The sequence below is a fragment of the Paenibacillus sp. LHD-38 genome (genome assembly GCF_031157315.1).
Classification (GTDB): Bacteria; Bacillota; Bacilli; order Paenibacillales; family Paenibacillaceae; genus Pristimantibacillus.
Window position 1 is genome coordinate 294,603 of the sequence record NZ_JAVIFU010000001.1, and the last position, 25,703, is coordinate 320,305.

General features: G+C 49.0%; 20 protein-coding genes. 15 read left to right on the top strand and 5 right to left on the bottom strand.

All coding sequences use genetic code 11. The features are described 5' to 3' along the window. Positions 1–61: 61 nt before the first annotated feature. Both RCO25_RS01255 and helD read left to right on the top strand, forming a co-directional pair. Complete coding sequence (locus RCO25_RS01255) at positions 62–1,342, top strand: adenylosuccinate synthase (RefSeq protein ID WP_308994332.1); 1,281 nt, start codon at positions 62–64, stop codon at positions 1,340–1,342. A 385-nt stretch (positions 1,343–1,727) separates the two neighbouring features. Then, positions 1,728–4,145 carry an RNA polymerase recycling motor HelD gene (gene helD, locus RCO25_RS01260; RefSeq protein WP_308994333.1) on the top strand — a complete coding sequence of 806 codons (2,418 nt, stop codon included), beginning with the start codon at positions 1,728–1,730 and terminating at the stop codon, positions 4,143–4,145. Between the two features lie 149 nt (positions 4,146–4,294). On the opposite strand, the gene RCO25_RS01265 is transcribed toward helD, so the two are convergent. Next, entirely contained in the window at positions 4,295–4,837 is a 543-nt protein-coding gene (locus tag RCO25_RS01265; protein ID WP_308994334.1) for a hypothetical protein, read from the bottom strand. Between the two features lie 75 nt (positions 4,838–4,912). On the opposite strand from RCO25_RS01265, the gene rbsK reads away from it, so the two are divergent. The 3 genes from rbsK to RCO25_RS01280 all read left to right on the top strand — a co-directional run bounded on the left by rbsK (position 4,913) and on the right by RCO25_RS01280 (position 7,215). Continuing rightward, positions 4,913–5,839 carry a ribokinase gene (gene rbsK, locus RCO25_RS01270; RefSeq protein WP_308994335.1) on the top strand — a complete coding sequence of 309 codons (927 nt, stop codon included), beginning with the start codon at positions 4,913–4,915 and terminating at the stop codon, positions 5,837–5,839. An 80-nt stretch (positions 5,840–5,919) separates the two neighbouring features. Then, positions 5,920–6,630: an MBL fold metallo-hydrolase gene (locus RCO25_RS01275; protein WP_308994336.1), complete on the top strand. Its 711-nt coding sequence runs from the start codon at positions 5,920–5,922 to the stop codon at positions 6,628–6,630. 21 nt (positions 6,631–6,651) lie between these two features. Continuing rightward, the gene (locus tag RCO25_RS01280) at positions 6,652–7,215 is read left to right on the top strand and encodes a TetR/AcrR family transcriptional regulator (RefSeq protein WP_308994337.1); all 564 of its coding nucleotides are present in this window, start codon (positions 6,652–6,654) and stop codon (positions 7,213–7,215) included. A gap of 157 nt (positions 7,216–7,372) precedes the next feature. Here RCO25_RS01280 and RCO25_RS01285 read toward each other — a convergent pair whose 3' ends face one another. Then, positions 7,373–8,263: an ROK family protein gene (locus RCO25_RS01285; RefSeq protein WP_308994338.1), complete on the bottom strand. Its 891-nt coding sequence runs from the start codon at positions 8,261–8,263 to the stop codon at positions 7,373–7,375. A gap of 257 nt (positions 8,264–8,520) precedes the next feature. On the opposite strand from RCO25_RS01285, the gene RCO25_RS01290 reads away from it, so the two are divergent. The 9 genes from RCO25_RS01290 to RCO25_RS01330 all read left to right on the top strand — a co-directional run bounded on the left by RCO25_RS01290 (position 8,521) and on the right by RCO25_RS01330 (position 20,654). Further along, entirely contained in the window at positions 8,521–9,771 is a 1,251-nt protein-coding gene (locus RCO25_RS01290; RefSeq protein ID WP_308994339.1) for an MFS transporter, read from the top strand. A gap of 99 nt (positions 9,772–9,870) precedes the next feature. Continuing rightward, positions 9,871–10,554 (top strand): hypothetical protein, encoded by a 684-nt coding sequence (locus RCO25_RS01295; protein ID WP_308994340.1) that lies wholly within the window; start codon positions 9,871–9,873, stop codon positions 10,552–10,554. A 301-nt stretch (positions 10,555–10,855) separates the two neighbouring features. After that, positions 10,856–12,154 (top strand): ABC transporter substrate-binding protein, encoded by a 1,299-nt coding sequence (locus tag RCO25_RS01300; RefSeq protein WP_308994341.1) that lies wholly within the window; start codon positions 10,856–10,858, stop codon positions 12,152–12,154. Between the two features lie 114 nt (positions 12,155–12,268). After that, positions 12,269–13,165, top strand: a complete 897-nt coding sequence (locus RCO25_RS01305; protein WP_308994342.1) for a carbohydrate ABC transporter permease — start codon at positions 12,269–12,271, stop codon at positions 13,163–13,165. Then, positions 13,166–13,999 (top strand): carbohydrate ABC transporter permease, encoded by an 834-nt coding sequence (locus tag RCO25_RS01310; RefSeq protein WP_308994343.1) that lies wholly within the window; start codon positions 13,166–13,168, stop codon positions 13,997–13,999. A gap of 182 nt (positions 14,000–14,181) precedes the next feature. Further along, complete coding sequence (locus RCO25_RS01315) at positions 14,182–15,855, top strand: family 43 glycosylhydrolase (protein WP_308994344.1); 1,674 nt, start codon at positions 14,182–14,184, stop codon at positions 15,853–15,855. A 33-nt stretch (positions 15,856–15,888) separates the two neighbouring features. Continuing rightward, on the top strand, positions 15,889–17,196 hold the full coding sequence (locus RCO25_RS01320; protein WP_308994345.1) for an ABC transporter substrate-binding protein: 1,308 nt from the start codon (positions 15,889–15,891) through the stop codon (positions 17,194–17,196). 10 nt (positions 17,197–17,206) lie between these two features. After that, complete coding sequence (locus RCO25_RS01325) at positions 17,207–19,030, top strand: cache domain-containing sensor histidine kinase (protein ID WP_308994346.1); 1,824 nt, start codon at positions 17,207–17,209, stop codon at positions 19,028–19,030. Then, positions 19,023–20,654: a response regulator gene (locus tag RCO25_RS01330; protein ID WP_308994347.1), complete on the top strand. Its 1,632-nt coding sequence runs from the start codon at positions 19,023–19,025 to the stop codon at positions 20,652–20,654. Before RCO25_RS01325 ends, RCO25_RS01330 begins: the two co-directional genes overlap by 8 nt. 8 nt (positions 20,655–20,662) lie before the next feature. Here the strand turns inward: RCO25_RS01330 and RCO25_RS01335 are convergent, their stop codons facing one another. The 3 genes from RCO25_RS01335 to RCO25_RS01345 form a co-directional block, all read right to left on the bottom strand. Beyond that, positions 20,663–21,562, bottom strand: coding sequence for an ArsR/SmtB family transcription factor (locus RCO25_RS01335; RefSeq protein ID WP_308994348.1), 900 nt, complete (start codon positions 21,560–21,562; stop codon positions 20,663–20,665). 272 nt (positions 21,563–21,834) lie between these two features. Next, on the bottom strand, positions 21,835–22,062 hold the full coding sequence (locus RCO25_RS01340) for a 3-dehydroquinate dehydratase (protein ID WP_308994349.1): 228 nt from the start codon (positions 22,060–22,062) through the stop codon (positions 21,835–21,837). A 146-nt stretch (positions 22,063–22,208) separates the two neighbouring features. Beyond that, on the bottom strand, positions 22,209–23,120 hold the full coding sequence (locus RCO25_RS01345; RefSeq protein ID WP_308994350.1) for an AraC family transcriptional regulator: 912 nt from the start codon (positions 23,118–23,120) through the stop codon (positions 22,209–22,211). A gap of 171 nt (positions 23,121–23,291) precedes the next feature. On the opposite strand from RCO25_RS01345, the gene yicI reads away from it, so the two are divergent. Next, on the top strand, positions 23,292–25,613 hold the full coding sequence (gene yicI, locus RCO25_RS01350; RefSeq protein WP_308994351.1) for an alpha-xylosidase: 2,322 nt from the start codon (positions 23,292–23,294) through the stop codon (positions 25,611–25,613). Positions 25,614–25,703 lie beyond the last annotated feature (90 nt).

The window sequence follows — 25,703 nt, forward strand, 5'->3', positions numbered from 1 at the left end:
TGCTATTTCTATCATTATAATGAACGATGTAAGGTGAAAACAAGATCGGGAGGCGATTGCTTTGACGGTAACGGCGATTGTAGGGGCGAACTGGGGAGATGAAGGCAAGGGAAAAATGACGGATGCGCTGGCGGCAAAGTCCTCTTTTGTCGTACGGTACCAAGGCGGCAGCAATGCCGGACATACGATTATAAACAGCTACGGAAAATTTGCGCTCCATATGCTGCCATCCGGTGTTTTTTATCCGGCGATTACGAACGTTATCGGCCCAGGTACGGCACTCGATATTGATGTGCTGCTGCGGGAGCGCGATGAACTGCTCAGCAGAGGCGTTCCCGAGCCTCGCATCCGAATATCGGAACGGGCGCAGGTCGTGCTTCCGATTCACCGGCTGTTCGATGAGCTGGAGGAGACGCGGCTCGGCGAGAAGAGCTTTGGATCGACCAAGCGCGGAATTGCTCCATTTTATGCAGATAAATATGCAAAGCTTGGCGTTCAGGTTGCGGATTTATTCGAGGAGGAGCGGCTGCTGAAGCGTCTCGAACAATCATTGGCTGCGAAAAATATTGTTCTGGAGCAGCTATACAACCGCAAGCCAATTCACGCAAGCGAGCTGCTGCCTGAGCTGCGCAGTCAAGCAGAGAAGCTGAGACCGTATGTATGCGATACAAGCAGTCTTCTCCATGACGCTTATCGTAACGGAGAGACGATTTTGCTGGAGGGACAGCTTGGCGCATTGCGTGACCCCGACCACGGCATTTATCCGTATTCGACCTCTTCATCGACGCTGGCTGGTTTTGCGCCGGTCGGTGCGGGACTGCCGCCTTATGCGATTACGCGAATTATTGCGGTAGTAAAAGCGTATTCCAGCTGCGTGGGAGCGGGCCCTTTTGTTAGCGAGTTGATGGGCGAAGAAGCGGATCAGCTGCGCCGATTGGGCGGCGACGCCGGAGAATTCGGAGCAACGACGGGAAGGCCACGCCGAGTGGGTTGGTTTGATGCGGTTGCTACGCGATACGGCTGCATGCTTCAAGGAGCTACGGAGGCTGCGCTTACGAATCTCGATGTGCTCGGCTACTTAGAGGAAATCCCGGTTTGCGTCGGCTATGAGCTGGATGGGCGAATCGTGAAGGATTCGTTTCCCGTAACGGGTAAGCTGCAAGAAGCGAAGCCGGTCTTGGAGCGCCTACCCGGATGGAGATTCGACATCTCGCACATACGCAGGTTCGAGGATTTGCCCGAGTCGGCGCAGCAGTATGTTCGTTTTGTAGAAGCTTCCATTGGCGTAAAGGTCGGAAGCGTATCGGTTGGGCCAAAACGCGAGCAGCTCATTACGCTCTAACGAATAGGAGATCATCTCCTTAGTTGGCAGCCCAACCGGTAAGGGAAATAAAGTTCTTTAATTATTTGTTATCACAATTCAGAGCCAGTGGACATAAAAAAGATGACCCCTGATGAATTCGAGGGTCATCTTCTGGCAGCTTATCTCCGCGGTGGTTTGTTTAAACCGTTCACAATCCGGGTCACTGTTCAGCTTTGCCGGAGGGTACAATAAAAAATAAATTGAACATGAAATAACGCTATGATATAATCGATAGCGTTATTGACAAATTAAATTAAATAGTGCGTACAGTTTTATTCCTACTTTAATTGTACATCTGGCACTTCAATTTGTCAATGCTCTTTTTTTATCCCAGAAAAAGGAAAAAGGAGTGTGTTCGGGAGAGATGGAAACGAAGGATTGGCGGCAGGAACAGGAGCGGCAGGAACGGGTCAGGAACAAGCTGCAGGCGAGAATCGCCGAACTGGAGCCGGAGGTTGCCGGGCTGCGCGATCAAGCTACGGACATCCGCAAGCGGTTTTGGGAAGAAGTTACGATCAACACAAGCACGTACGAAGATTTCGAAGAGACTTTCTATACGATTAACCAGCAGTCCGCGGTATTGGCCGAACGGGAGCGCGGCCACGAGCTGTTGACGGAGCAATGGAAAAGCATGAACCGTCTGCTCCAGTCTCCTTATTTTGGACGCATCGACTTTCAGGAGGATGGCCTGGACCTCAGCGAGCAGATCTATATCGGCGTATCTTCCTTCGTCGACGAAGATGGATTGAGCTTTCTGATCTATGACTGGCGTACGCCAATCGCTAGCCTGTACTACGACTACTCCCCCGGCCTGGCGTCTTATGTCACGCCGGCCGGACGAATCGAAGGGACGATGGAGCTCAAACGGCAGTTTCAGATTCAAAACGGGCAAATCCGCAACATGTTTGACGCGAGCGAAACGATCGGAGACGAATTGCTGCAGCAAGTGCTCGGCAAAGGTGCGGACTCGCAAATGAAGAGTATCGTGGCAACCATCCAGAAGGAACAAAACGCCATCATCCGCAATGACAAAAGCCGGATGCTTATCGTACAAGGGGCTGCCGGCAGCGGTAAGACTTCCGCGGCATTGCAGCGGGTGGCGTACTTGCTGTACAAACACCGTCAGACGATCAAGGCTGATCAGATCGTTCTTTTCTCACCGAATCCGATGTTTACCAGTTATATCTCCACCGTCCTTCCGGAGCTCGGTGAAGAGAATATGCAGCAGACGACTTTTCAAGAATATCTCGACTATTGGCTAGGTTCTTCGTTACGGCCGGAGGATTCTTTTGATCAGATCGAATATGTTCTGACCGCACAAGGAGCGCCGGGGTATGAGGCTCGTCTTCAGGGGATCGAGTATAAAGCTTCCGAGGCCTTCCTGCAAGCCCTGCAGAACTATGGAATGTGGCTGGGACGGGAAGGCATGCGATTCAACGGTATTCGGATTCGAGACCGCGATTTGATTACCGCGGAGCGAATGAGAGCGGAATTTTACGGTTATGACCGTTCCCTGCCGTTGCTCAATCGTGTCGTTCTCTTACAGGAATGGCTGCTGAATGAACTGGCTTTGCTGGAACGCATGGAACGGGAAGCGCCTTGGGTACAGGAAGAGTTGAATTATCTCGACACCGATCAGTACGCGGAAGTCTTCGGAATGCTGCATAAAGAGAAGGAAGTATTCGACGTTGCGGAACAATACGCCACAGTTCGCGAGAAAATTAACAACAAGCGCCGGGAAGATGAAGGCGACTTTGACTACGCCCAGAGGGAGGAAGATCTGCTCCGCCGAAGGATCGTGAAAGAAAGCTTTAAACCGCTAAGGAAAAGTGTGAAGAAATTCTCGTTTGTAGATGTCAAAGGCATATATGGCCAATTGTTTGAGGGCGAAGCCGCTTATCGGGAGAAAACGAATGGGGCCTTCATCCCCCCGCTGTGGCCTGAAATATGCAAGCAAACCAAGGATAACCTGCTCCGGAACGAGTTGTTCCATGAGGATGCGACTCCGTATTTATATGTAAAAGAACTGATCGAAGGCGTCCGGACGAACACGGAAATCCGGTATGTCTTCGTTGATGAGGGTCAGGATTATTCGTCGTTTCAATATGAATATCTAAAAAAGCTGTTTCCCCGTGCCCGGATGACGGTGCTCGGCGATTTTGGGCAAGCTATCTTCATGCAGGCTACAAGTTTGACCGCATCCGATTCACCGCTGGTCCGCCTTTTCGGCGAAGCCGAAACAAGCCTTGTCTGCCTGGTACGCAGTTATCGTTCAACCAGGGAGGTTGTTGAATTTACGAAATCGATGCTTCCAGGCGGAGAAGAAATTGAACCGTTTGAAAGGGGAGGCCAAAAGCCCCTTCTGACGAGACTGGACGGCGGGGAGAAGCGTGATGCGCAAATTCTGGCAGACATCGCGGTGCTCATGGCCGAGGGCTTCGATTCCATCGCCGTCATTACGAAGACCGCAGCCGAAAGCCGTGAGGCCCATGAATCGTTACGGATTCATGGAGGCGATGCTCTTCAGCTCATTACGAAGGAGACGCTGGGCTTTGAAAAAGGAGTGATGGTCATTCCCGTGTATCTCGCCAAGGGTGTCGAGTTCGATGCAGTCTTGGTCTATGATGCTTCGCTTGAAGCATACGGCCGGGACAACGAACGCAAGCTGCTTTATACGGCGTGTACGCGGGCCATGCACCGGCTTAATCTATACACGACGGGCGATTGGTCGCCGTTCGTGCAGGCATTGCCTTCGAATTTGTACGAGAAAGCGCCAAATTGACGGATCAGGGTGGCGTCTGCCGCAATAAGCTGCGCTCATGATTCAGCAAATCTTCGGCGCCATCCTGTAGCCCGTCATCAAGGCCGACACGCGGTAATAGGAGTCGTCGTGTGATTCATGCTATGTAGGAAAAAGCAGTATCCTGGCAATCAGGATACTGCTTTTTCTTTGCGCGGCCATAACGTATAGCTAAAGCTGATGACAAAATCGATGCCGAGCACGAGCAGCCAAAATCGCAGCGCTTGAAGCAAAGCTTCCGTTCGTTCCTCATCGCCAACCATGATAATCATGCCGTACAAAATGAGCGAGCCGATCACCCATGCGAGCAGATGATGCAGCCATCCGTTTCGCTCATAGCTCGCATGCTCTTTTCCGTATTTTGGTTTGCCGGCAGGTGCGGGACCGCCGGCGAAGCGGTAGGCGAACCGCTCATCCGCCCATTTAATCATCCGGTGCCCGAAGGCGATGGAAACGCCGATATATACGGCAGCCAGGCTGTGGGCGAAGGTCGCTTCCGCGCCGCCGCGCAAATCATAAACCGTGGCGATAACCAACGCCAGATCAATAAGCGGCGTACTGAATAGGAAGAGCTTACCCAGCTTCTTTAACCGGAAGATATAGCGGCATAATAAGCCAGCGAGTACAAATACCCAAAAACCAATTTCACAGCCAATAATAAAGGCGGTAATCATGTGAATGTCTGCTCCTTCTGTTAAAATAGTGTTGCGATTATCTTGAGTTTCATAATAGAGGGGATGAGTCAACCTATGAATAAATTGCTCGTGGTTGGAAGCATAAACATGGATATCGTCAGCTCTGTGGGGGAATTTCCGCTTCCAGGCGAAACAATACCCAGCGTGGCCACATCCTTCTATCCGGGCGGCAAGGGCGCAAATCAGGCCGTTGCCGCTGCCAGGGCAGGAGCCGATTGCGCAATGATTGGCGCGGTAGGCGAAGACCCTTTTGCCGAAACGCTGCTGGCAGCTTTACAAGAAAATGGAATTGGCATCGATCACATATTACGCAAGCCATGCAGTTCAGGTTTCGCAATTATTACCGTAAACGAGGAAGGCGAGAATTATATCGTTTTATCAGAGGGTGCTAACGGACAACTTACGGCATCGGATGCAGCGGCAGGCGCAGGGGAATGGACCGATGTGTATGCCGTGCTGCTGCAAAACGAAATTCCGTGGGAGACCACTTTATCGGTTATGAACAGCGCAAGCAGCAGCGGCGCCTGCGTCTTTTATAATCCTGCGCCTGCGCGCGCCATACCTCAGAATGTTCTGCCGCTCATCCATACGCTCATACTGAATGAAACGGAGGCGGCGGCCGTTACAGGCTTAGCCGTCAGCGATGCTGTATCGGCCCAAGCAGCCGCAAATTGGGTTTTGGATAAGGGGACGAAAAACGTCATTATCACGCTGGGCGAGAAGGGCTGTTTTTATCAAAATGAACAGGGATCCTCGTATATGATTCCTGCGTTCGCTGTGAAGCCCGTCGACACGACGGCAGCAGGCGATACCTTTTTTGGTGCATACGCGGCAGCAAGCGCGGATGGCCGATCAGCAGAACAGGCATTAACTTTTGCATCGGCAGCGGCAGCGCTTGCGGTTACGAAGCAGGGCGCGCAAGCTTCGATTCCTGATAAAGCAGAGATTGAAGCATTTCTTCTGAAAAACAAAGAAAAATAAAATGGGGCTTGCTAAAACTAATCGTATTAGTTTATTATAAAACTAACGACATTAGTTTTTATTCGAGGGGGCCGATTGGAATGAGAATGACGCGTGAGAAAACGGTAGTACAGCTGACCTATTTACCGAAGGTATTTCCGGTAAACTGTTATTTGGTTGAGGAGGAAAATAGCTTAACTTTGGTGGATGCAGCGCTTCCTAATAACGTTAAAGCTATTTTGCAAGCAGCGGAAAAGCTTGGCAAGCCAATTACGCGTATCATTTTAACCCATGCTCATGATGACCATATCGGCGCTCTCGACGGATTAAAGGAACTGCTTCCAGGGGTTCAGGTGTTTATTTCCAAAAGAGACGCAAAGCTGCTCCAAGGCGACCGCTCGCTGGAGCCGGGTGAACCAAGCGGGCCGATCCGCGGCGGCGTACCCAAAAAAGTGCTTACCAAGCCGGATGTATTGCTGCAGGATGGCGATCGTGTTGGCTCATTGCTCGCAGTAGCCTCACCTGGACATACGCCGGGTTCAATGGCATTCCTTGATACCAGGAACGATATTCTTATTGTTGGCGATGCATTTCAAACACGAGCAGGCGTCGCGGTTTCCGGGCAGCTGAAGCTGTTATTTCCCTTCCCGGCTATGGCTACATGGGATAAACAAACGAGCTTGGAATCAGCACGCCGTCTTAGAGATTTAAAGCCCACTCTGCTAGCCGCAGGTCACGGGAATATGATCAATCAGCCGAAGCATTGGATGGAGAAAGCAATCTCCGAAGCAGAGCGTTCCTTAGCAAAATAGAAGATTCAGGGGGATAGCCTCATGTCACCGAGAAGAGGACTAGATTTGTTGACCATTGTGGAAGAGGCGGCTGCCATCGCAGATGAGCAGGGCATACAAGAAGTAACGCTTGCATCACTGGCGCAGAAGCTTGGCGTACGTTCTCCTTCATTGTATAACCATGTAAACGGACTTACTGGTTTGCGGAATCAGCTGGCTATTTACGGTTTAAAGAAGCTGACCGCAGCCATCAATGACTCATTGAAGGATCAAACAGGCGATGAGGCGATTCACGCGATTGCATCCGCGTATATTTCTTTTGCAAGATTGCATCCGGGCTTATACGAGCTGACTCTGCGCTCGCCGGATGCGGATGACGAGGAATATGCCGCAACCGCGCGGGAGCTGGTCGATATATTAGTGTTGACGCTCAGCTATTATAAACTGGACCAGGAGCGGTCCATTCATATTGTAAGGGGCTTGCGCAGCTTTCTGCATGGCTTCGCATCAATCGAGCAGAAAGGCGGTTTTGGAATGCCGCAGGCTATCGATGAAAGCTTAACAATCACAATCCAAACGTATTTGAACGGACTTCAAAAGAGCTAGCAAACTAAAAAAAGAGCAGCAGCCTGCTATACAGAGGCTGCCGCTCTTTTTTGAAATATAAGAATTTATAAGTTTTTGTGCTTATCGGAATTCTTATATTTCACAGCGAAACGAGCTTTTGCCGCAAAGGACGGCGGCAGCTGTTACGCTTGGTTCATTAATAAGCTTGCTGAATCAGCGCAGCAGCGCCGATCAGGCCGGCATCCTGCTGCAGCTGTGCGGGAACGATTGCCGCTTCCCTGCCGGATGGGTTAAGCGCATGCTTGGATACATAATCCCTTACCGCGGAGAATAATGGTTCGCCAACCTGCGAAACGCCGCCGCCGATGACGATTTTATTCGGATCCAAAATATTGATAAGCGATACGCAGCCCATGCCGATCGAAGTGAACACGCGATTGACGAGCTCGGACATGTGCGGATCGCCTTGCGCAGCCAGCTCAAAGGCTTCTTTCGAGGTAACCTCACGGCCCAGCAGCTCCGTCGCCTGGCGGGCAACGGCTGTACCGGATGCTACGACCTCCCATGGCGTTCCGGCTTGATCAACAAGCATGAAGCCGGCATCGCCTGCGTTGCCGGTCGAACCCGTAAGGAGCTTGCCGTGCATAAAGATGCCTGCGCCGATGCCTGTACTGATTGTGATAAAGATAAAATGATCGGAATCCTTGGCTGCTCCGACCCATTTCTCGGCCAGCGCGGCAGCGGTAGCGTCGTTCTCCATTTTAATAGGAAGAGGAAGATGCGATTTAAGCTCTTCAACGACGGGAAACCCCCACCAGCTTTTTAAATTTGGCGGGCAGGTAAGCTCGCCTTTTTGTGTGTTCAGCGGACCGGGAGCACCGACGCCGACGCCTTTTAATGACGCAAGCGAAAGCCCGTTTTGCTCAGCCAACTGTTTTAGGGCGTCTGCGACCCGTGCAAGCATTACCGCCGGCTCGACCGAAAGATCGGTTTTGAGCGAGCCCTTGGCTATAACCTCTCCTTGCTCATCCACGAATCCAAATGCTATTTTTGTGCCGCCGATATCAATTCCGATTGCAATACTCACGAAATACCCTCCAATGGTTTGAAAATAATGCTGTAACCGTCTGAGAAAAGTCTATCATAATCATCGAATATAAGGAAGAACGCAGCGATTGCCGGCTTGCGGAGCAAGCCTAAATTTGCCTGTAAGTTATACTGTACAAATAAGAAGTAGTGTAGTAATATCCTATCAAATGAAGTGCTAGAAAGAGAGGATCCTTTGCAGCGCAAGGGGTCCTCTAAGCGTTTTTAAACAACATAGCGAAGAAGGTAACTGTCCAAATGGAATCCGAGTCCAAAGCTAGTCCGCGTATCGTGAAGCTAGGGATGTCAATGACCGAAAATGTCTGGAGGAACGCTCGGATCGATGTGGGAGCTTCCTGTTTATTCAGCTTGTTTAATGTGGTGATGAATCAATTTTATATCGCCTTTGCGATTCAGCAGGGAGCAAGCAATTTTCAGGTTGGGCTATTGTCGGCTGCTCCGGCGATTGGCCTTTTATTTTCTCCATTTTGGGCGACCTGGATCGAGAAAGCGAATAATCCAAAACCGTTTGTGATTATCCCGAATGTCATTGGAAGATTACTGCTGCTGCTGCCTGCTGTTTTTGCCTATCCGTCCGTTTATGTCGTTGCGGCGCTGTTATTCCAGCTGCTAATGGGCATTCAGGCACCTGCGTATGCGGCATTGATTTCACGGATGTATCCTTCCGATTTGCGCGGGAGATTAATGGGGTATGTGCGGGTGGCGATGGGAGGCATTATGATTCCGCTCGCTTATTTCGTCGGCAGCTGGTCGGATGCTTTCGGGCCGTCGGGTCCGCTCATTACGGCTTCCATCGCAGGCATGTTATCGATTGGACTATTCAATACGTTGAAGCTGCCTAAGCATGAGCCTAAGGAAAAGCCGATTGTACTCCAGAAGACGAGCCGCTTTCCGCTGCAGGAGCAGTGGAAGCTCGTCAAAGAAAACCGAACGCTCGCCGTATTCTTAGCGGCAACGACGTTTGCGGGCTTTGGCAACATGCTTGCGAATCCGCTTTACCAGATTATTCAAGTGGATGTTCTCTATCTCTCCAACCTTCAAATCGGCTTTGCACGCGTAGCATACTATATGGCATTGCTGCTTACCTTTTTGATTGCGGGTTGGATGATCGATCGCATAGACCTCAAATACACGCTGCTTTGCGGAATAGCGGCATACGCGATTGTTCCGATGCTATATGGCCTTTGGGGCACTTACGCCGCGGTCATAACCGGAAACGCGATTCAAGGCATCGGGGAAGCCATTTGGGATATCGGCATTTTAGCTTTTGTTTTCCGGCTGGCGCCGGGCCGTGAGGCGATGGTGTTCGGGCTGCATTTGATGCTCTTCGGTGTTCGGGGCAGCATTGGTCCTATACTCAGCGGCACGCTTTCCGATAGCGTATCGTTAACGCTATTGCTCGTTATCGCCTCTATTTGCGGCTGGATCGGCACGTTTCTATTCCTATCAGGCAACTGGAAGCGAAACCCGCAGCTTAGGCGAAGTTAATTTATGTTTCAGTTCTTGTTCATCTCTCGTTCATAATCGAATGCTAGAATTCGTTATGGACATAAGGAATGTCAACCACATTCATAGGAGATGAACGGTATGAACAAATGGAAAGTGATGCTGAGCGCCGTAGTTATCGCTGCGGCATTGGCAGGCTGCGGGGTACAAGAGGAGCAGGCAGCAAGCGAAGTGCAGACAGATGCGCAGACAGACGTTCAGGAAAATGGAGCGGGCGGCGGCACGCAGCGGCAGGGCGGCGGACCTGGAATGGGGCAAATGGGCGCGCAAGCCGATTTGATGGGTAAAATCAAATCCATTGATGGACAAACCATCACGCTTTATAAATCTGCGATGGGACAAGGCGGCCCGCCGCAAGGGGACAGCACGGGCAGCGCGCCTGAAGGCGCTGAAGGACAACAGCCGCCGGCGGACGGCGAATTGCCGGCTGACGGTGAACGTCCGGCAGCACCAGCCGGAGACGGAACCGCTCCCGAGGGCGGCGGACGCATGAATATGGGCGCGATGTTTTCGGATGAAACCGTAACGATTCAAGTGACGGATACAACGAAAATTACGACCATGACCTTCGAAAACGAACAAATGGTAGAGACGGAAGTGACGTTAGCAGACCTCAAGGCGGATGATATTTTATCCGTCATGCTGAAGGATGACACGCAGGAGGCGGAGTCGATTACGATCCGTACCGGCGGCTTTGGCGGCGGGGGAGGCGGAAGACAGCCTCAGCAGCAAGAACAGCAGACCGATGCGGCGGCAAGCGAATAGGCTCAACATACAAAAAGCGGTGGACCAGGTCAAAAACCTGTTCCGCCGCTTTTTTTTGATATATAAGAATTTATAAGTTTTCACTTATAAATGTGCTTATATATCACCGCGAAACGTCAGCTTTTGCCACAGAGGACGGCGACAGCCGTTTACGCTTGTTGCCATCTTATTGAGGACAGCTATCCAAAAATATGTCCATATCATCTATAAATGCGGCATATGTTTGCCCTGCCCCTCCGTTTATGATGTAACCACGGAAGACAAAACGTCTATCCAACATCATTTTTAGGGGGATAAAAAAATGAGCAAAGCACGCAATAAGTTTTCAATGCTGCTTCTGATGGTTTCTATCGTTGCTTTGATTGCTGCAGGCTGCAGCGGCGGCAATAATGGCGGCAACAACGGCGGAGAGCAAACGGCAAACGGAGGAAAGGATTCCGGCAGCGGCAAAAAGACGGACATTTTGTTCTGGTCGCCATTTTCCGGATCGGATGGCCCCTTCATGAAGAAGATCGTAGATAAATATAACGGCTCCCAGGATCAATACAAAGTAAATTTCGTCATCCAGCCTAACGGCGAATATTACAAGCAGCTGGACATAGCGCTAAGCACGGGAAAGGAAAGCCCGGATCTTATGATTATGCACGTTGACCAAGTACCGACTTACGCAAGCAAAGACCAATTGCAGCCGATTGACGATATGGCTTCGGGCGCAGGCATCAATAAAGCGGACTTTGCGGATGCGGCTACGGAATATTCAACGCTTGACGGCAAATGGTACTCAATTCCGCTGGATATTCACCCGCTTGTGATGTACTACAACAAGGATTTGTTTGAGAAAGCAGGCATTGCAGCCGCTCCGATGAACCGCGCGGAATTTGATGATGCCGTTCAGAAGCTGACGGATAAAAGCAAAGGCGTGTACGGTTATGCCGTTCCAACCTTGTGGCCGCAGCAGTTTATTTTCCCGACACTCGTATGGCAAAACGGCGGTGAGCTGTGGAACGGTACGGATGTTGCGTACAATTCGCCGGAAGCGGTAGAAATGGTGCAATGGCTGCGCGGAATGGTAGACAGCGGCGTCTCCCCTGCAAATGTGCAGCAGGACGGCGAAAACACGTTGTTCCTGCAAGGCAAGAACGCCATCCAGTTCAACGGTCCGTGGATGAAATCGCAGTTTGACGAAGCAGGCTTGAACTACGGCGTCGCACCGGTGCCGCAAATCGGCAAGGCCAAGCAAGCGGTATTCGCGGGATCTCACGGCTTTGTGGTTCCAAAGAGCGTAACGGATGAAAAAGTAACGGCAGGTATCGGCGACTTCTTGAAATATGTATCGACGAATTCGATGGACTGGGCGGAGTCCGGCCAAGCGCTTGCTTCGAAACCGATGCTTGAGAGCGATGCTTTCAAAGCGCTTGAATTCCAAAGCAATGTTGCCTCTGCTTTCTCTTACGTGCAGTTCTCACCGAATGTATTGAACTGGGGAACGGTTTCCGAGCCGATCTGGGGTGAGCTGAACAACGCTTTGTTAGGCAAAAAGGATGCGCAAAAAGCACTTGACGACGCAGCAGCCAAATCTAAGCAAGCGCTTAAGAAATAACGCCAAATCGTTTGAAAAGTAACGAGGAGGATGGGGATAGCAGAGTCCGTTCCCATCCTCTAAGGTTACGCTTGCATGGAATGGAAAATTCGCAATGCGTCAGGGGGACTCCGGTTGAAAACCACATTTATATCACGTGTCACATCGTTTTTGTTTATCCTTCCTTACTTAGCTGCATTCAGCATTTTTCTTTTGTTTCCGATTTTGTACGGGATTTATATCAGTCTGCACAATTTCGAGCTTTTGTCGAAGGAGCATGAATTCGTCGGGCTCGCCAACTATATTCATATTTTAACGCCAGGCACTTATATTAACGATATTTTTTTCAGAGGATTATGGGTCACGGCTCAATTTGTTTTATTTTCCGTTCCGCTCCTCATTGTCGTTGGTTTGGCGCTCGCGATGCTCATTAATGCGCTGCCTTCAAAAATCCGGGGATTGTTCCGAACGTTTTATTTCCTTCCGTATGCGCTGTCTGCTTCCGTCATGGCTGTGATTTGGCTGATGATGTTCGATACGAACGCCGGTTTTCTGAACAGCATGCTTGCGAATCTAGGCATTACGAGCATCCCTTGGCTCACGGATACGCCTTGGGCTTGGATCTCGCTTATTCTCACTACCCTTTGGTGGACAATCGGGTTCAATATGATTATTTTCATTAACGCATTAAACGAGGTGCCAGAGGATTTCTATGAAGGCGCTTCGATCGATGGAGCGAATGCATGGCATAAATTTACGAAAATAACGCTTCCGTCGATTCGCCCGGTTATGCTGTTTGTCATGATTACATCGACGATTGCTTCTTTTAATATCTATGCCCAGCCGTTTTTGCTAACGCGGGGAGGACCTGGCGATACAACGAAGGTACTGCTCATCAATGTGCTCGATCAAGCCTTTATCCGCAAAGAGATCGGTTCGGCTTCGGCTATGGCTATCGTAATGGCATTGCTCATCATTATCATTTCAATCGTACAGTTTAAGCTTACGAATGGCAGAAAGGGAGAGGTTTAAATGGTGAAAACGAGAAAGCTATGGCTCGTCTTGCTGGCTGTAATCGTTGCGATATTTTTCCTGCTGCCGCTCGTTTGGATGGTTTCGACTTCGTTTAAAAATGATTTTGAAGCCTTGTCCGGAAAAATGAATTTCTTTCCGTTAAAGCCAACGGTCGATAATTTCGTACAAGGCATCAACGGGGAATTAATGAACGTTCCGATTATTCGCTGGATAATGAACTCCTTGTCGGTCGGATTAATCGGAACCGCTGTCGTTCTGATTATCGATTCCATGGCCGCTTACGCGCTGGCACGATTAAATGACCTGCCGCTCCGCAGAATAATGCTGTCGTTGTTTATCGCATCGCTAATGATTCCAGGCGTGCTGACTTTCCTGCCGATGTATTTGGAATTTAATGCGCTAAATTTGATCAATACGTATCCTGCGCTGATTTTGCCGGCAACCGCCGGAGCGTTTGGCGTTTTTCTGCTCTACCAGTTCTTCGCTTCTTTCCCTAAGGAAATAGAGGAGGCAGCACGTATTGACGGCGCGAATAAATGGCAAATTTACGCGCGTATTTTATTGCCTTCCGCGGTTTCGATTATGGTCACACTAGGAATCTTCACATTTATGGGAATTTATAATGATTTCGTCTGGCCGCTTTATGCGACGACCTCACCCGAGATGCGCACGATCACAGCAGGGATCGCATTGATGGCAACAGGCAGCTATACGCAAAGCTACGGCAAGCTGATGGCAATGACAACCGTTGCAACGCTTCCGGTCGTTATCGTCTTCATTCTTGGGCAACGCTCCTTCGTGAAGGCGATTACGCAATCGGCTGTTAAATAAGAGCATGCATGATTCAATCAGAAGGAAAATACAGCATCAAAAAGAGACCTTGCCTTACAGGTCTCTTTCTGTACATTAACGAGTGTAAGCGGGGGGAAAGCATGAAAGGGATACGAAAGCGCATTTCATTAAACGTCGTAATTATTGTATCTATTATCACATTAATATTGGGGGTTCTCATCATGAATAAAACGAACCATGACACCGGGACGGGCGGCGTTTATAATGGGCATGGCGGAACATTCAAAAACACACTGGCGCTGATCGATACGCCCGATCCAAGTATCCTCTATCAGGATGGCTATTATTATATGACCTTCACGCATAACGGAACCGATATTATGATCATGAAATCGAGAACGCTCGACTTTCATCAAGCGGAGCGCAAGGTTGTCTGGTACCCGCCTATTGATACGATGTATTCTGCTAATTTGTGGGCACCGGAAATTCAATATATCCAAGGCAAGTATTATATTTATTTCGCGGCCGATAACGGGAATAATGAGAACCATCGCATGTATGCGCTGGAGTCCGAAACCGATGACCCGATGGGCAGCTATGCTTTTAAAGGACAAGTAACGGATTCGACGAACAAATGGGCGATTGACGGCCTTACGCTTGAGCATGATGACCGGCTTTATTTCGTCTGGTCTGGCTGGGAAGGCGATATGAACATACAGCAAAATACTTATATAGCGCCAATGAGCAATCCGTATACGATTAGCGGTCCGAGGGTGCTGCTAAGTGAACCGGATCTCGATTGGGAAAAAGCGGGCGGCCCTCCGTTTATCAATGAAGGGCAGGCGATTTTGAAAAAAGACGGACGATTGTTTATCGCTTATTCCGGAGCGGGCAGCTGGACTCCGTTTTATAGCATTGGCTTGCTTGAGCTTGATTCTGGCGCAGATCCGCTGGATGCCTCCAAATGGAAAAAAGCTGAGGAGCCGCTCATGCAAATGAATGGGGAAGCCGAAGTCTACGGTCCCGGCCACAATACCTTCGTCCGTTCGCCTGACGGGACTGAGGATTGGATCGTCTATCATGCCACCAGCGGACAATCAGACGGCTGGAACAACCGAAAGGCGCGTGCCCAGCGAATCGAATGGCAGGCTGACGGGATGCCTGCATTCGGAAAACCTTTAGCTCTGAATACAGCGATCGAGGTTCCGGCCGGGTCGGGTATATTTCTAGCAGAGCATGGGGTTAGCACGGGAGAAGAGCTTTTATCCTTTAGCGGTATTCCTTCGACGATTACAGCAAAATCGCCCTTGCTTATGCATTATACCAATGAAAGCGAGCAGGCGCTGCGATTGCAGGTTGGCGCAAATGGCGCAGCTGCATCTGAGATCATACTTCCACCGACCAAACCGAATGAGGTTGGTTATGTCTATGCAGAGCTTATGCTGGACGAAGGCCTAAATCGTATCGACCTTCATGGAGAGTATGCAATCAAAAGTATCATCGCCGTCGAGGTACCTCGTTTTGAAGCTGAATACGCCCAGCTTTCTATAGACAGCGAGCTGATGGAGAGTCCATTAAGGTCGAATGGCCGCTCTGTTCTTATTTTGAAAGGGATCAAGGAAGCTATACGATTCGATAATGTAAGGGTGCCCGTAAAAGGAACCTATACCATTCGTTTGAATGTTGCCAATCCTACAGGCATCGAGCAGCAGCTTCAGCTGGAAATAAATGGCGGTGGCGTTCAAAAGCTGACCGTGCCTGCTGGCGAGCGCGATCAATTTGCAGAAATTGAAGCAAGCGTGAAGCTTAACGGATCTTCCAACACACTGAACATCGGAGATGCAACCGGACAGCTGGAAGTAGATGTTTTGGATATCATCTCCGCAAAGCAATAAGGTATGGAATAAAACAAAGGCAACGGAGGCCTCATGATGCAAACAAAGAAACGGGGAGCGCAGTGGTTGATCTATATGTTTATTGGTCTCCTAATCGCAGCTTTGACCAGCTGTGCTTCCAAAGAAACGGAAGTTCCGTCCGAGGATGGAGCGGTGGCTTCTACGGTAAGATTGGAATTTTGGACACCGTTCAGTGGCGGCGATAACCAGTTCATGACGGAAATGGTCAATCGTTTCAATAGGGAAAATAAAGCGATCGAGGTCGTACAAGTCAATTCCCGATTGGATGACTATTACTCGAGATTAAAAACCGCCATTATGTCTGGGAATGCACCGGATCTGGCCATTTTGCATCAAACGAGCCTGCCCCAGTTCGTTCAAAACGGCTATATTGAGAAGCTGACGGAGCCGGCAAAGCAAATTGAGCTCGATTGGACGGGCTTCAATAAAAATATTCTCGATTCGATTGTATACGACGGCAACCCGTATGCGGTGCCTTTAGACACGCATGCCTTGGTTATGTATTACAATAAAAGCTTTTTGCGCCAAGCAGGACTGCTGGACGCCAGCGATAAACCGTTAATCAACATCGGTGCGGAAGGTTTTACTGCCTTCCTTCAGAAGCTGAAAGATTCTTTACCGCCAAACATAGCGCCGATGGCTCAGCCAAGTACGAGGATTGACTCCGTCTGGCTCTGGTGGAGCCTCTATAATCAGATTAATGGCGGCGGGGCCTTCTATAATGAACAAAGCACTGAAGCGATATTCAACAATCCTAAAGCATTAAAAGCTTTAAACTACGTGGATCAATTGTACAAAAAGCAGCTGATTCCCCCGAATATTAATGATTCATTTAAGCTGTTTTATGACGGCGAAGCTGCAGTGCTCATTACAGGGATGTGGGGAACAGGTGCTTTCGAGAAAGCGCCAGCCTTAGATTTTGGCGTAATTCCGATGCCAGTATTGTTCGATAAAGCAGCGGTTTGGGGAGACTCGCATACCATGGCGATTCCGACAAAGCATGCTATGACGGATGAAAAAAAGCGGGCGGCGCTAACTTTTGCAAAATGGTGCGTGGAGCATGGCGCAATGTGGGCGGAGGCCGGTCATGTGCCAAGCATGACGAAGGTTGTTGCAAGCGAACCGTTTAACAGCTTGAACTATCGCAGCGCTTATGCCGCAACGGCTAATTATGTTGCTTATTGGCCTCGCCATATTAGGCAATGGTCCATTGTAGAAGTCCTGATTCAAGAATTCGAAAAAATGAATTATTCTCAGCAAACGCCGGAGCAAACGCTGCAGGCTGCCGTGAAGCGGGTGAACAACGAGCTGAAGAAGTAAGGAGATAACCATGAAGTGGATAAGCAGGACGATTGGGTGGTTCAAAAACCAGGAGCTGGCACGGAAGCTTATTTTAATTAATTTCATACTCGTCGTGCTCCCACTCAGTGTCATGGGTTATTTCGCTTTTACCCGTTTTGCCGTCACGCTGGAGCAGAAGGTTGGCGATTATCAGCTGCAAACGCTAAAGCAATTGACGCTTAACCTCGATACTTATATGGCAGAGCTGGATCGCTTAACGCTTATGCCTTATCAATATGAGCAGATTATTACGTTTTTAGAAAGCAAGAAGTCCCATGGCCAAGCACTGACGTTAGAGGAAATTAAGCAGCTAAACAGCTTCGTTTCCCAAGTGTTTTTGAACGGTCGAATCGATATTGTCGGCGTATCGCTGTTTGGGGAAAACGGCGCTTCGTACGTGGTGCTGCCAGAGAGTCAATATGTCACGACATACCGGCTGGATGAAAACGCGCTCTGGCTAAAAAACGAACAAGTAAGCAACGGGCAATCGACCTTTATCGCCACGCATACTATTCAGTCTACGAGTGGAACGGATTTTTCTGTTTTTTCGATTGCCAGGGAGCTGCGAAGCTTTGACAGCGGGAAGAAGCTCGGCTATATCGTCATTGATGTTGACCCTTCGGTCATTCATAAGATATTGTCACAGGTCACGCTTGGAGGCCATGAAGCTCTCTATATAGCTGACCAAACCGGAGGTATCGTCGTCGGCAAAGATCCATCGCAGCCAATAGAGAAAATAACAAGCTTAATGGACGACAATTTCTCTGAAGGGGTTACCCATTCAACTGTAAGCGGCGAGCGACAGCTGGTTTCTTATGTAACGTCATCCATTACCAATTGGACAACGATAGGGATCGTTCCGGTAGATGAGCTGATGAAGGATAGCATAATCATACGCAATTCCATTATGCTGTTTGGCATTATTAGCGTAGGCTTAGCCATGCTGATGTCTGTATATCTAGCATTTCGGATAACGAAGCCGCTGCGTGGCTTAATTAAGCTCATGCGAAAGGTGGAACGGGGAGATCTGCTTGTGTCCTTCCCTGTAAAGCAGTGGGATGAGGTGGGCCATTTGGGAAAAGCGTTTAATACCATGGTTTCCAAGCTGAGCGAGCTTGGCTACTTGCTTTATGAAACCGAAATTCGGGAAAAGGACGCGCAAATTGCCGCTTTGCAAAGTAAGATCAATCCTCATTTTCTGTACAACACGCTTGGCTCGATCAGTATGTACGCAGAGGTCGAAGGCAACCAAGAAGTCGTAAAGATGACGAACAATTTAAGCAGGCTGCTTCGTTACAGCTTAAGCGGGCAAAAGGAACGCGTTAATCTTCGGGATGAGCTTGATCATGTCATGGGTTATATGACGATTCAAAAAATGCGCTACGAAGACCGGATCGCATTTCATCTAGAGCGAGACGAAGCTTCGCTCACCTGCAAAGTCATTCCGTTAATGATCCAGCCGATCGTCGAGAATGCCATTAATCATGGCATCGACCAAGGGATTGGCCAAGGGAAAATCACCCTATCATGCAAATTGGATGAAAATCTGCTGCGAATCGTGATCGAGGATGACGGCATCGGGATGACAGAGGATCAGCTGGGTGCGATACGCAGGAGATTACAGCATTCGAAGGATCTCGGGGGGAGCTCCGGCAACGGACTGCTTAACGTGCATAGAAGAATTGTACTTCAATACGGTGAGCCGTATGGCTTAACGCTTGAGAGCATGCCGTATCAAGGGCTGAAGGTGATGCTGACTTTGCCGGCCATTCAGGAAAAGCTAGATTACATGGAGGGAAATGCTCATGCCTAGAATCGTTATCGTAGATGATGAATCCATATTTCGCAAAGGCTTGCGCAAAATGATTGCGGATCTCGATCCGGATTGGGAAGTTGTCGGAGAGGCGAGGGACGGCTATGAGGCTGTGCAGTTAGTCGAGGAGCTGAAGCCTGAAGCGGTTCTGACGGATATAAGAATGCCTCGCATGGACGGTATTCAGCTTCAACAAATGCTGCGCGAAAGATTTCCGAACATTTTATGTGTCGTGGTAAGCGGCTTCGACGATTTTATATATATCCAGCAATCGATGAGGCAAGGCGCAAAAGATTATATTATGAAGCCTATCGAACGAGAGGAGCTGGCTAAGGTGCTGAAGCTGCTGGGAGAGAACGTTAAGCTTCAGCAGAGGCAATACATGCCGGTTAGCAAATCCCATCGCGAAGAACATCAGATTCGTCAGCATGTTAGCGAGCATCTCATCACAGGCTTGCTGCGAGGAAGCGTGAATGAAGCAGATTTGGAGCTGCTTCAATCGATTGGCATTGATTTTAAGGAACCGTTTTTTACATGTATGGTCATTAAGCTCGACAAAAACTCAATCGGAAGCAAGCGCTATAATCAGGCGGATCCGTCTTTGTTTCAATTATATATCCAACAGCTTGTTCAGGAGGTGCTGAGCAGAAGAACAAACGGCTTTTGCTTCATCATGTCGGAGACGGAAGTCGTAGCCTTGCTTAATATTCCTAACGGGGAGCAGGCGATGCTTGATGTGAGAGAAATAGGAGAGACCATCCGCAGACAAATAACCTCGTTGTCCAATATGACGGTTACAATCGGTATCGGATCGGCTGCCGAAGGCTTCAGGTCGATATCGGGCGCTTATCATGAAGCGGAAATCGCCCTTCTGCACAGGCTTATCGTTGGCGGCGATAAAGTGCTCGCTTATAACGAGATGGCTCGGGATGAGCGCTTCTACAACGAGATAAAATCATTAACTTGGGAGAAGCTTGAACTGGCGATGAACGAGGGGAAGCTGGGACAGGTGGCTGAGGCTGCGCAGGCGTTGGTCAGCGAGCTTTGCAATAAGGCGCTTACGCCGGAGACCGTGCATCAGCAGCTTTGCAAGCTGCTTCTTCATTATTATGAAACAGCAGGCAAACTTGGGCTTACAAAACAATGGCTTGGGATCAAGGATATGAAAGCGGTGCTGTTTCATATTTGTTCTATATCCTCGCGAGAGGAGCTTACGGAGGAGTGTTCGCGTTTGCTTGTCCGGTTATCGGAATGTATCAACGAAAACTTGGTGCAGCCCGAGCATGATCCGATAGAAAAATCGATTCGGTACATCGAGCAGCACTACGCTAAGGCATTGACACTAAAGGAGGTTGCTGACTCCGTCTACTTGAATGCGGCTTATTTCAGCACATTGTTCAAGCAGCGGACAGGGAAATCCTTTGTAGAGAGATTAACCGAAATTCGAATCCAAGAGGCCAAACGGCGAATGGCTCAAACTGATAACAAAATTGCGGCCATCGCCGAGCATACCGGCTTCACCAATATTCGGCACTTTAACCGCGTATTTAAAAATGAAACCGGCATGTCGCCGAAGCTTTACCGCGATCAGGTTCATGGGAATACGGAGGCCGTTCGGCCGTAGCTGTCATGTCAGTATGCGATGTAGACTTGGATGTCTTGGTCGTAATTTCCGAACTGCTTGCCGAACATGCTTAATCCGCCGCTGTGCGTGGCCGTTTCAGGCGCACATATCCGGAACCGGATATCTTCACTGAACCCAACGCCAAGATCTTTGACCGTCCGGTCGGACATTCGAATGCCATCGATGTAGGAGCCCTCCGCATCGATGGTAATTTGTTTAAGCAAGCCATGCTGCGTACCGAGATCCCACCAGGCTGGAGTATAAACTCCCTTTACTGCGCCGAAATCCCCTGGACAGGTCCAAACCCCGATGCAAACGTCATTCAAGTAGAAGGAAAGGTCTGAAGGCCAATTTTCGTTGTAGTGCGGGGCTTCCGAGCAAATCTCGAGTGAGACGGAAATGCTTCGTATGCTTTGTTTTCCGACTAAGTAATTAGGTATGCGGTACTCGATATAGCCGCTTCCGAACCAGAGATGACATGCCTTTACATGCTCGGGATCGGAGAAATAGCGAGGATCGTCGACCATTCCGATGATTTTTGTATCCGAAGTCAGGCCGCAGGTCGGCTTTACCTCATAAGAGGAGTACTGTCCGATGGGAATGGAAACCGCATAACGGTTTTGATCCGCTTGCTCTTTCACGCGAAACTGCAGCGTGGCCGATTCAAGCGTCAAGTGGCATATTTTTTGGCGGCCGCGCGAGCTCGGTACGCTTTCTGTCGTTATAATGGAAGCTTCCTCAAGCTTTTGTATATGTTTGGTTACGATTGCTGACGAAATCCCAAGCGCTTCTGCCAATTCTTTAATATTCATGGGCTTGATGTTCAACAATTCGATGATTTTAATTCGAGTATCCGATGAAAAGCATTCAAGAAACTTTAAATTGCGGCTGGTAACCTCGATGTTCATAAAAAGCGCCTCATTCCGTCCTTTTGCTCCTATTATATAATCTGAAAGTTAATTACACAACTTTTTAGTTCACTATTCCTGCTTCCTGATACTTGGAATGCTTACCGAAGGAATGCAATAAAAAAAGAGAGAAGCAAGTTAAAATCTTGCTTCTCTCTTTACTTGTGTTTACACCCATCATAATCCATTGTGCAGTGCTGCTGTTAGATAGCCACAATAATTAGTTTCTTATATATGACGGCGAAGCCTCGCCGAAGCAGAACAGATTTGTATTAGTAAAGGGAAATAGTCAGGGTATCGCGTTCGAAATAGGAATGCAGAGTCGCTTCACTGCCTACAATTTCAACGCTAATCAGCGATTTGATACATGTTTTAAGAGCGTTTTTACCTGTAGTCAGCTTTCGGTTCAGTACGGCGGACAGCTTTTCAATGGCTTGTTTATTTGTATCGGTCAAATAGACGGGTATCGTTTTATTTTGGAACATCAGCATGGTTTTCATAGTAAGGACCTCCATCCCGCGAAGGATTTTTTTTATTTTCACTAGTGTAACTGACAATTATTAAATAATTCTTAAAATTCGGTGAGTATTTGGTTACAAAGCTGTAACTTTTGACAAAATGTCATCAAATCCTGCCTTTTTGCTAATCAAATTCGGCGTTCCGGTGCTTCCAGCTGTTTTTTACGGAACTGGGAAGGTGTACATTTCATCATTTTGCGAAATACTTTAACGAAGTAGCTGATATGATCGAAGCCGACATCGAGCGCTACAGCCGATATTTTAAGTTCGGGCCGCAGCAGAAGCTCGGCTGCCTGTCTAATTCGGTAGGCATTCAAATACTCGATTGGCGTTTGCCTTGTCATGGTTTTGAAGAAGCGGCAAAACTGTCCCTCACTCATTGGGATTTGGTCTGCAATCTCAACAATGCGGATGGGACGGTGGAAATTTTGCTGCATATAAACAATGGCTTTCTTCAGTCTGTCAATCTTCGTCGTGTCGGCCGTGCTTGTCTCGCTGCGGTTGCAGAAGCAGCCTTCAGCTGCAATTTCATGGAGCATTAAATAAAAATGTCCTTTCACGGCAGACTCAAGTCCCGGCGACTCGCTTTGACAGATCTTCATAATGCTTTGCAAGTGTTGAAGCAGGGCGCTTCCCCATGACGTGTTAGGCTGAATATGCCTGGGGAATGTTCGTTTCTTATCTTGAAGCGGCGAGATAAAACGTTCTTGCACAGCATCATAGCTCGCGCTTGAAAGCAAATGGGTGTCGAACACAATCGCGCAAAATGAGCAGGCTTGATCGCCAAGGGCATGTCCAGCATGGATATCGCCGCCGTCTATGAACACAGCCTCACCGGCCCGAACGGGAAAATAATCGGTATCTACCTGGAACAGTACTTCGCCTTCAAGTACATAAAAAAATTCTGCTTCTGCGTGCCAGTGGCAATCCAGTACGGGTACGCCAGATTCTTCATGCTCAATCCAATAAGCGGCAAGCGGAAACATGTTGTCACCATGCAGACGGTCTTCCTTTAATGAGTGACGTGTTGTTTGATCCATTTCGAAAGGGCCTCCTGTGCTTGAGACGTGTTAGTTGGAAGGGTAAGAGGCACATCATCAAAATAGTGCTATAGTTGAGCATTATTCTGTTAGATTTGTCTGATTAATTATCAGTATAATGCAATTATGTAGGAATGCAAATAAAACCAAAGAGGAAGGTTGGTTCAGTCCATGAAATTTACAGACGGCAACTGGCTCATTCGTGATGAATACAAAGTATTAGGAGCAGTGCAAGTACATGATTTTGAGCAAAAGGACGGCAAGCTAACGGCTTATGCATCGCCGCAGCCAATCGTAACACGGTCTAATATGTTGGATACGATGCTGTTGACGGTACATTTTCATTCTCCGCTGCCGGGGATTATCGGCGTAAAGCTTGTGCACCATGCCGGCGTAAATGAGCGCGGCCCGGTATTCGAGCTTTCCTCGCAAACCGGAAATCATGTTGTAATTGAAGAAAATGACGACGAGGCCGTTCTAACCAGCGGCAATCTGAGCGTTCATATACGCAAAGGCCCGGTATGGGCAGTAGATTTCTACCGCGGCGGCGAACGCATTACGGGCAGCACGCAAAAATCGATGGCTTATATTAAAGAAAACAACGGCAATACCTTCATGCGCGAAGAGCTTGATGTAGGTGTTGGCGAGTGGGTATACGGACTAGGCGAGCGCTTCACGCCTTTCGTCAGAAATGGACAAGTCGTTGATCTATGGAACAAGGACGGCGGCACAAGCTCCGAACAATCTTACAAAAACGTGCCTTTCTATATTACTAATAAGGGTTACGGCGTATTCGTCAATCACCCCGAACTTGTATCGTTTGAAATCGCGTCGGAGAAAGTAAAAAAAGTACAGTTCAGCGTGGCTGGCGAATCGCTCGAATATTTTATTATCGACGGTCCAAGCATGAAGGAAGTATTGGGTAAATATACGGATTTGACAGGTAAGCCTTCGCTTCCGCCAGCATGGACATTTGGCTTGTGGCTGACGACGTCCTTTACAACGAATTATGACGAAGCAACGGTTAATTCATTCGTTGATGGTATGGCAGAGCGCGATTTACCGCTGCATGTATTCCATTTTGACTGTTTCTGGATGCGCGAATTCCACTGGACGGACTTCAAATGGGATGAGCGTGTATTCCCGGATCCAGTCGGCATGCTGTCACGCTTGAAGGAAAAAGGACTTAAGATTTGCGTTTGGATTAATCCATATATCGCTCAGCGTTCGCGTTTGTTCGAAGAAGGCAAGCAAAACGGCTATTTAGTGAAGAAACCAAACGGTGATGTATGGCAGTGGGATCTATGGCAGCCGGGCATGGCGCTTGTTGATTTCACGAATCCTGCTGCGTGCGAATGGTATGCCAGCTACCTGCGCGAGCTTGTAGATATGGGCGTGGACAGCTTCAAAACGGACTTCGGCGAGCGGATTCCAACGGATGTAGCATACTTCGACGGATCTGATCCAATGAAGATGCATAACTATTACACGCAGCTTTACAACAAAGTAGTATTTGAAGTGCTCGAAGAGAAGCTGGGCAAAAACGAAGCGGCATTGTTCGCCCGTTCTGCTACAGCCGGCGGCCAAAAGTTCCCTGTTCACTGGGGCGGCGACTGCTACGCAGACTATGAGTCGATGGCAGAGAGTTTGCGCGGCGGTTTATCGCTAGGTATTTCAGGCTTTGGTTTCTGGAGCCATGACATTGGCGGGTTTGAAAATACAGCGCCAGAGCATGTATTCAAGCGCTGGCTCGCTTTTGGCTTGCTGTCCAGCCACAGCCGCCTGCACGGAAGCAAATCGTACCGGGTGCCTTGGGCGTACGATACGGAAGCGGTTGACGTAACGCGCTTCTTCACGAAACTGAAATGCCGCATTATGCCATACCTGTTTAATACGGCTGTACAAGCAACGGAGCTGGGCTTGCCATCGATGCGTGCAATGGTGCTTGAATTCCCTGAGGATCCGACAAGCGAAATACTCGATCGTCAATATATGCTTGGCGACTCCCTGCTCGTAGCTCCAATCTTTAACGAGCAAGGCAATGTTACGTATTATTTGCCAGCAGGCAAATGGACGCATCTGTTGTCCGGTGAAATCATCGAGGGAGGCGCATGGCGCAAGGAGAATTATGATTTCTTCAGCCTTCCGCTATTCGTTCGTCCGAATTCGATCATTGCGCTTGGCGCTAACGATGTTCGTCCTGATTATGACTATGCGGACGGCGTATCGCTTGAGCTTCATAATCTCGAGGACGGCAAAACAGCAGCAACAACGGTTCGCGATGTAAAAGGCGCTACGGAGCTGACTGTAACGGCTAGCCGCCAAGGCGGAGTAATCTCTGTTCAAATTGACGGCAGCGGCAAACCATTCTCGTTTGCGCTTAAAGGTCTAGGCGATATCATTTCGGTAGACGGCGCGCAAGCGGAAGTAAAAGGCAGCGTTGCACAATTTGCTTCAGGATCGAAGCAGCTGGCATTCACAATCAATATCTAAACCATAAACGAGCAGCTCTTTCACGGTCCGTCAGCGGACGGGTAAGAGCTGCTCCTATTTATTCGTCAAAAATTTAGGCATTGACCAAAA

Bases quoted from the DNA above. Each gene is read 5' to 3' on its own strand.
- RCO25_RS01340 (WP_308994349.1), bottom strand. From the start codon at position 22,062: ATGAAAACCATGCTGATGTTCCAAAATAAAACGATACCCGTCTATTTG.
- RCO25_RS01345 (WP_308994350.1), bottom strand. From the start codon at position 23,120: ATGGATCAAACAACACGTCACTCATTAAAGGAAGACCGTCTGCATGGT.
- RCO25_RS01310 (WP_308994343.1), top strand. From the start codon at position 13,166: ATGGTGAAAACGAGAAAGCTATGGCTCGTCTTGCTGGCTGTAATCGTT.
- helD (WP_308994333.1), top strand. From the start codon at position 1,728: ATGGAAACGAAGGATTGGCGGCAGGAACAGGAGCGGCAGGAACGGGTC.
- RCO25_RS01275 (WP_308994336.1), top strand. From the start codon at position 5,920: ATGAGAATGACGCGTGAGAAAACGGTAGTACAGCTGACCTATTTACCG.
- RCO25_RS01265 (WP_308994334.1), bottom strand. From the start codon at position 4,837: ATGATTACCGCCTTTATTATTGGCTGTGAAATTGGTTTTTGGGTATTT.
- RCO25_RS01295 (WP_308994340.1), top strand. From the start codon at position 9,871: ATGAACAAATGGAAAGTGATGCTGAGCGCCGTAGTTATCGCTGCGGCA.
- yicI (WP_308994351.1), top strand. From the start codon at position 23,292: ATGAAATTTACAGACGGCAACTGGCTCATTCGTGATGAATACAAAGTA.
- RCO25_RS01315 (WP_308994344.1), top strand. From the start codon at position 14,182: ATGAATAAAACGAACCATGACACCGGGACGGGCGGCGTTTATAATGGG.
- RCO25_RS01290 (WP_308994339.1), top strand. From the start codon at position 8,521: ATGGAATCCGAGTCCAAAGCTAGTCCGCGTATCGTGAAGCTAGGGATG.
- RCO25_RS01325 (WP_308994346.1), top strand. From the start codon at position 17,207: ATGAAGTGGATAAGCAGGACGATTGGGTGGTTCAAAAACCAGGAGCTG.
- RCO25_RS01335 (WP_308994348.1), bottom strand. From the start codon at position 21,562: ATGAACATCGAGGTTACCAGCCGCAATTTAAAGTTTCTTGAATGCTTT.
- RCO25_RS01300 (WP_308994341.1), top strand. From the start codon at position 10,856: ATGAGCAAAGCACGCAATAAGTTTTCAATGCTGCTTCTGATGGTTTCT.
- RCO25_RS01280 (WP_308994337.1), top strand. From the start codon at position 6,652: ATGTCACCGAGAAGAGGACTAGATTTGTTGACCATTGTGGAAGAGGCG.
- rbsK (WP_308994335.1), top strand. From the start codon at position 4,913: ATGAATAAATTGCTCGTGGTTGGAAGCATAAACATGGATATCGTCAGC.
- RCO25_RS01330 (WP_308994347.1), top strand. From the start codon at position 19,023: ATGCCTAGAATCGTTATCGTAGATGATGAATCCATATTTCGCAAAGGC.
- RCO25_RS01320 (WP_308994345.1), top strand. From the start codon at position 15,889: ATGATGCAAACAAAGAAACGGGGAGCGCAGTGGTTGATCTATATGTTT.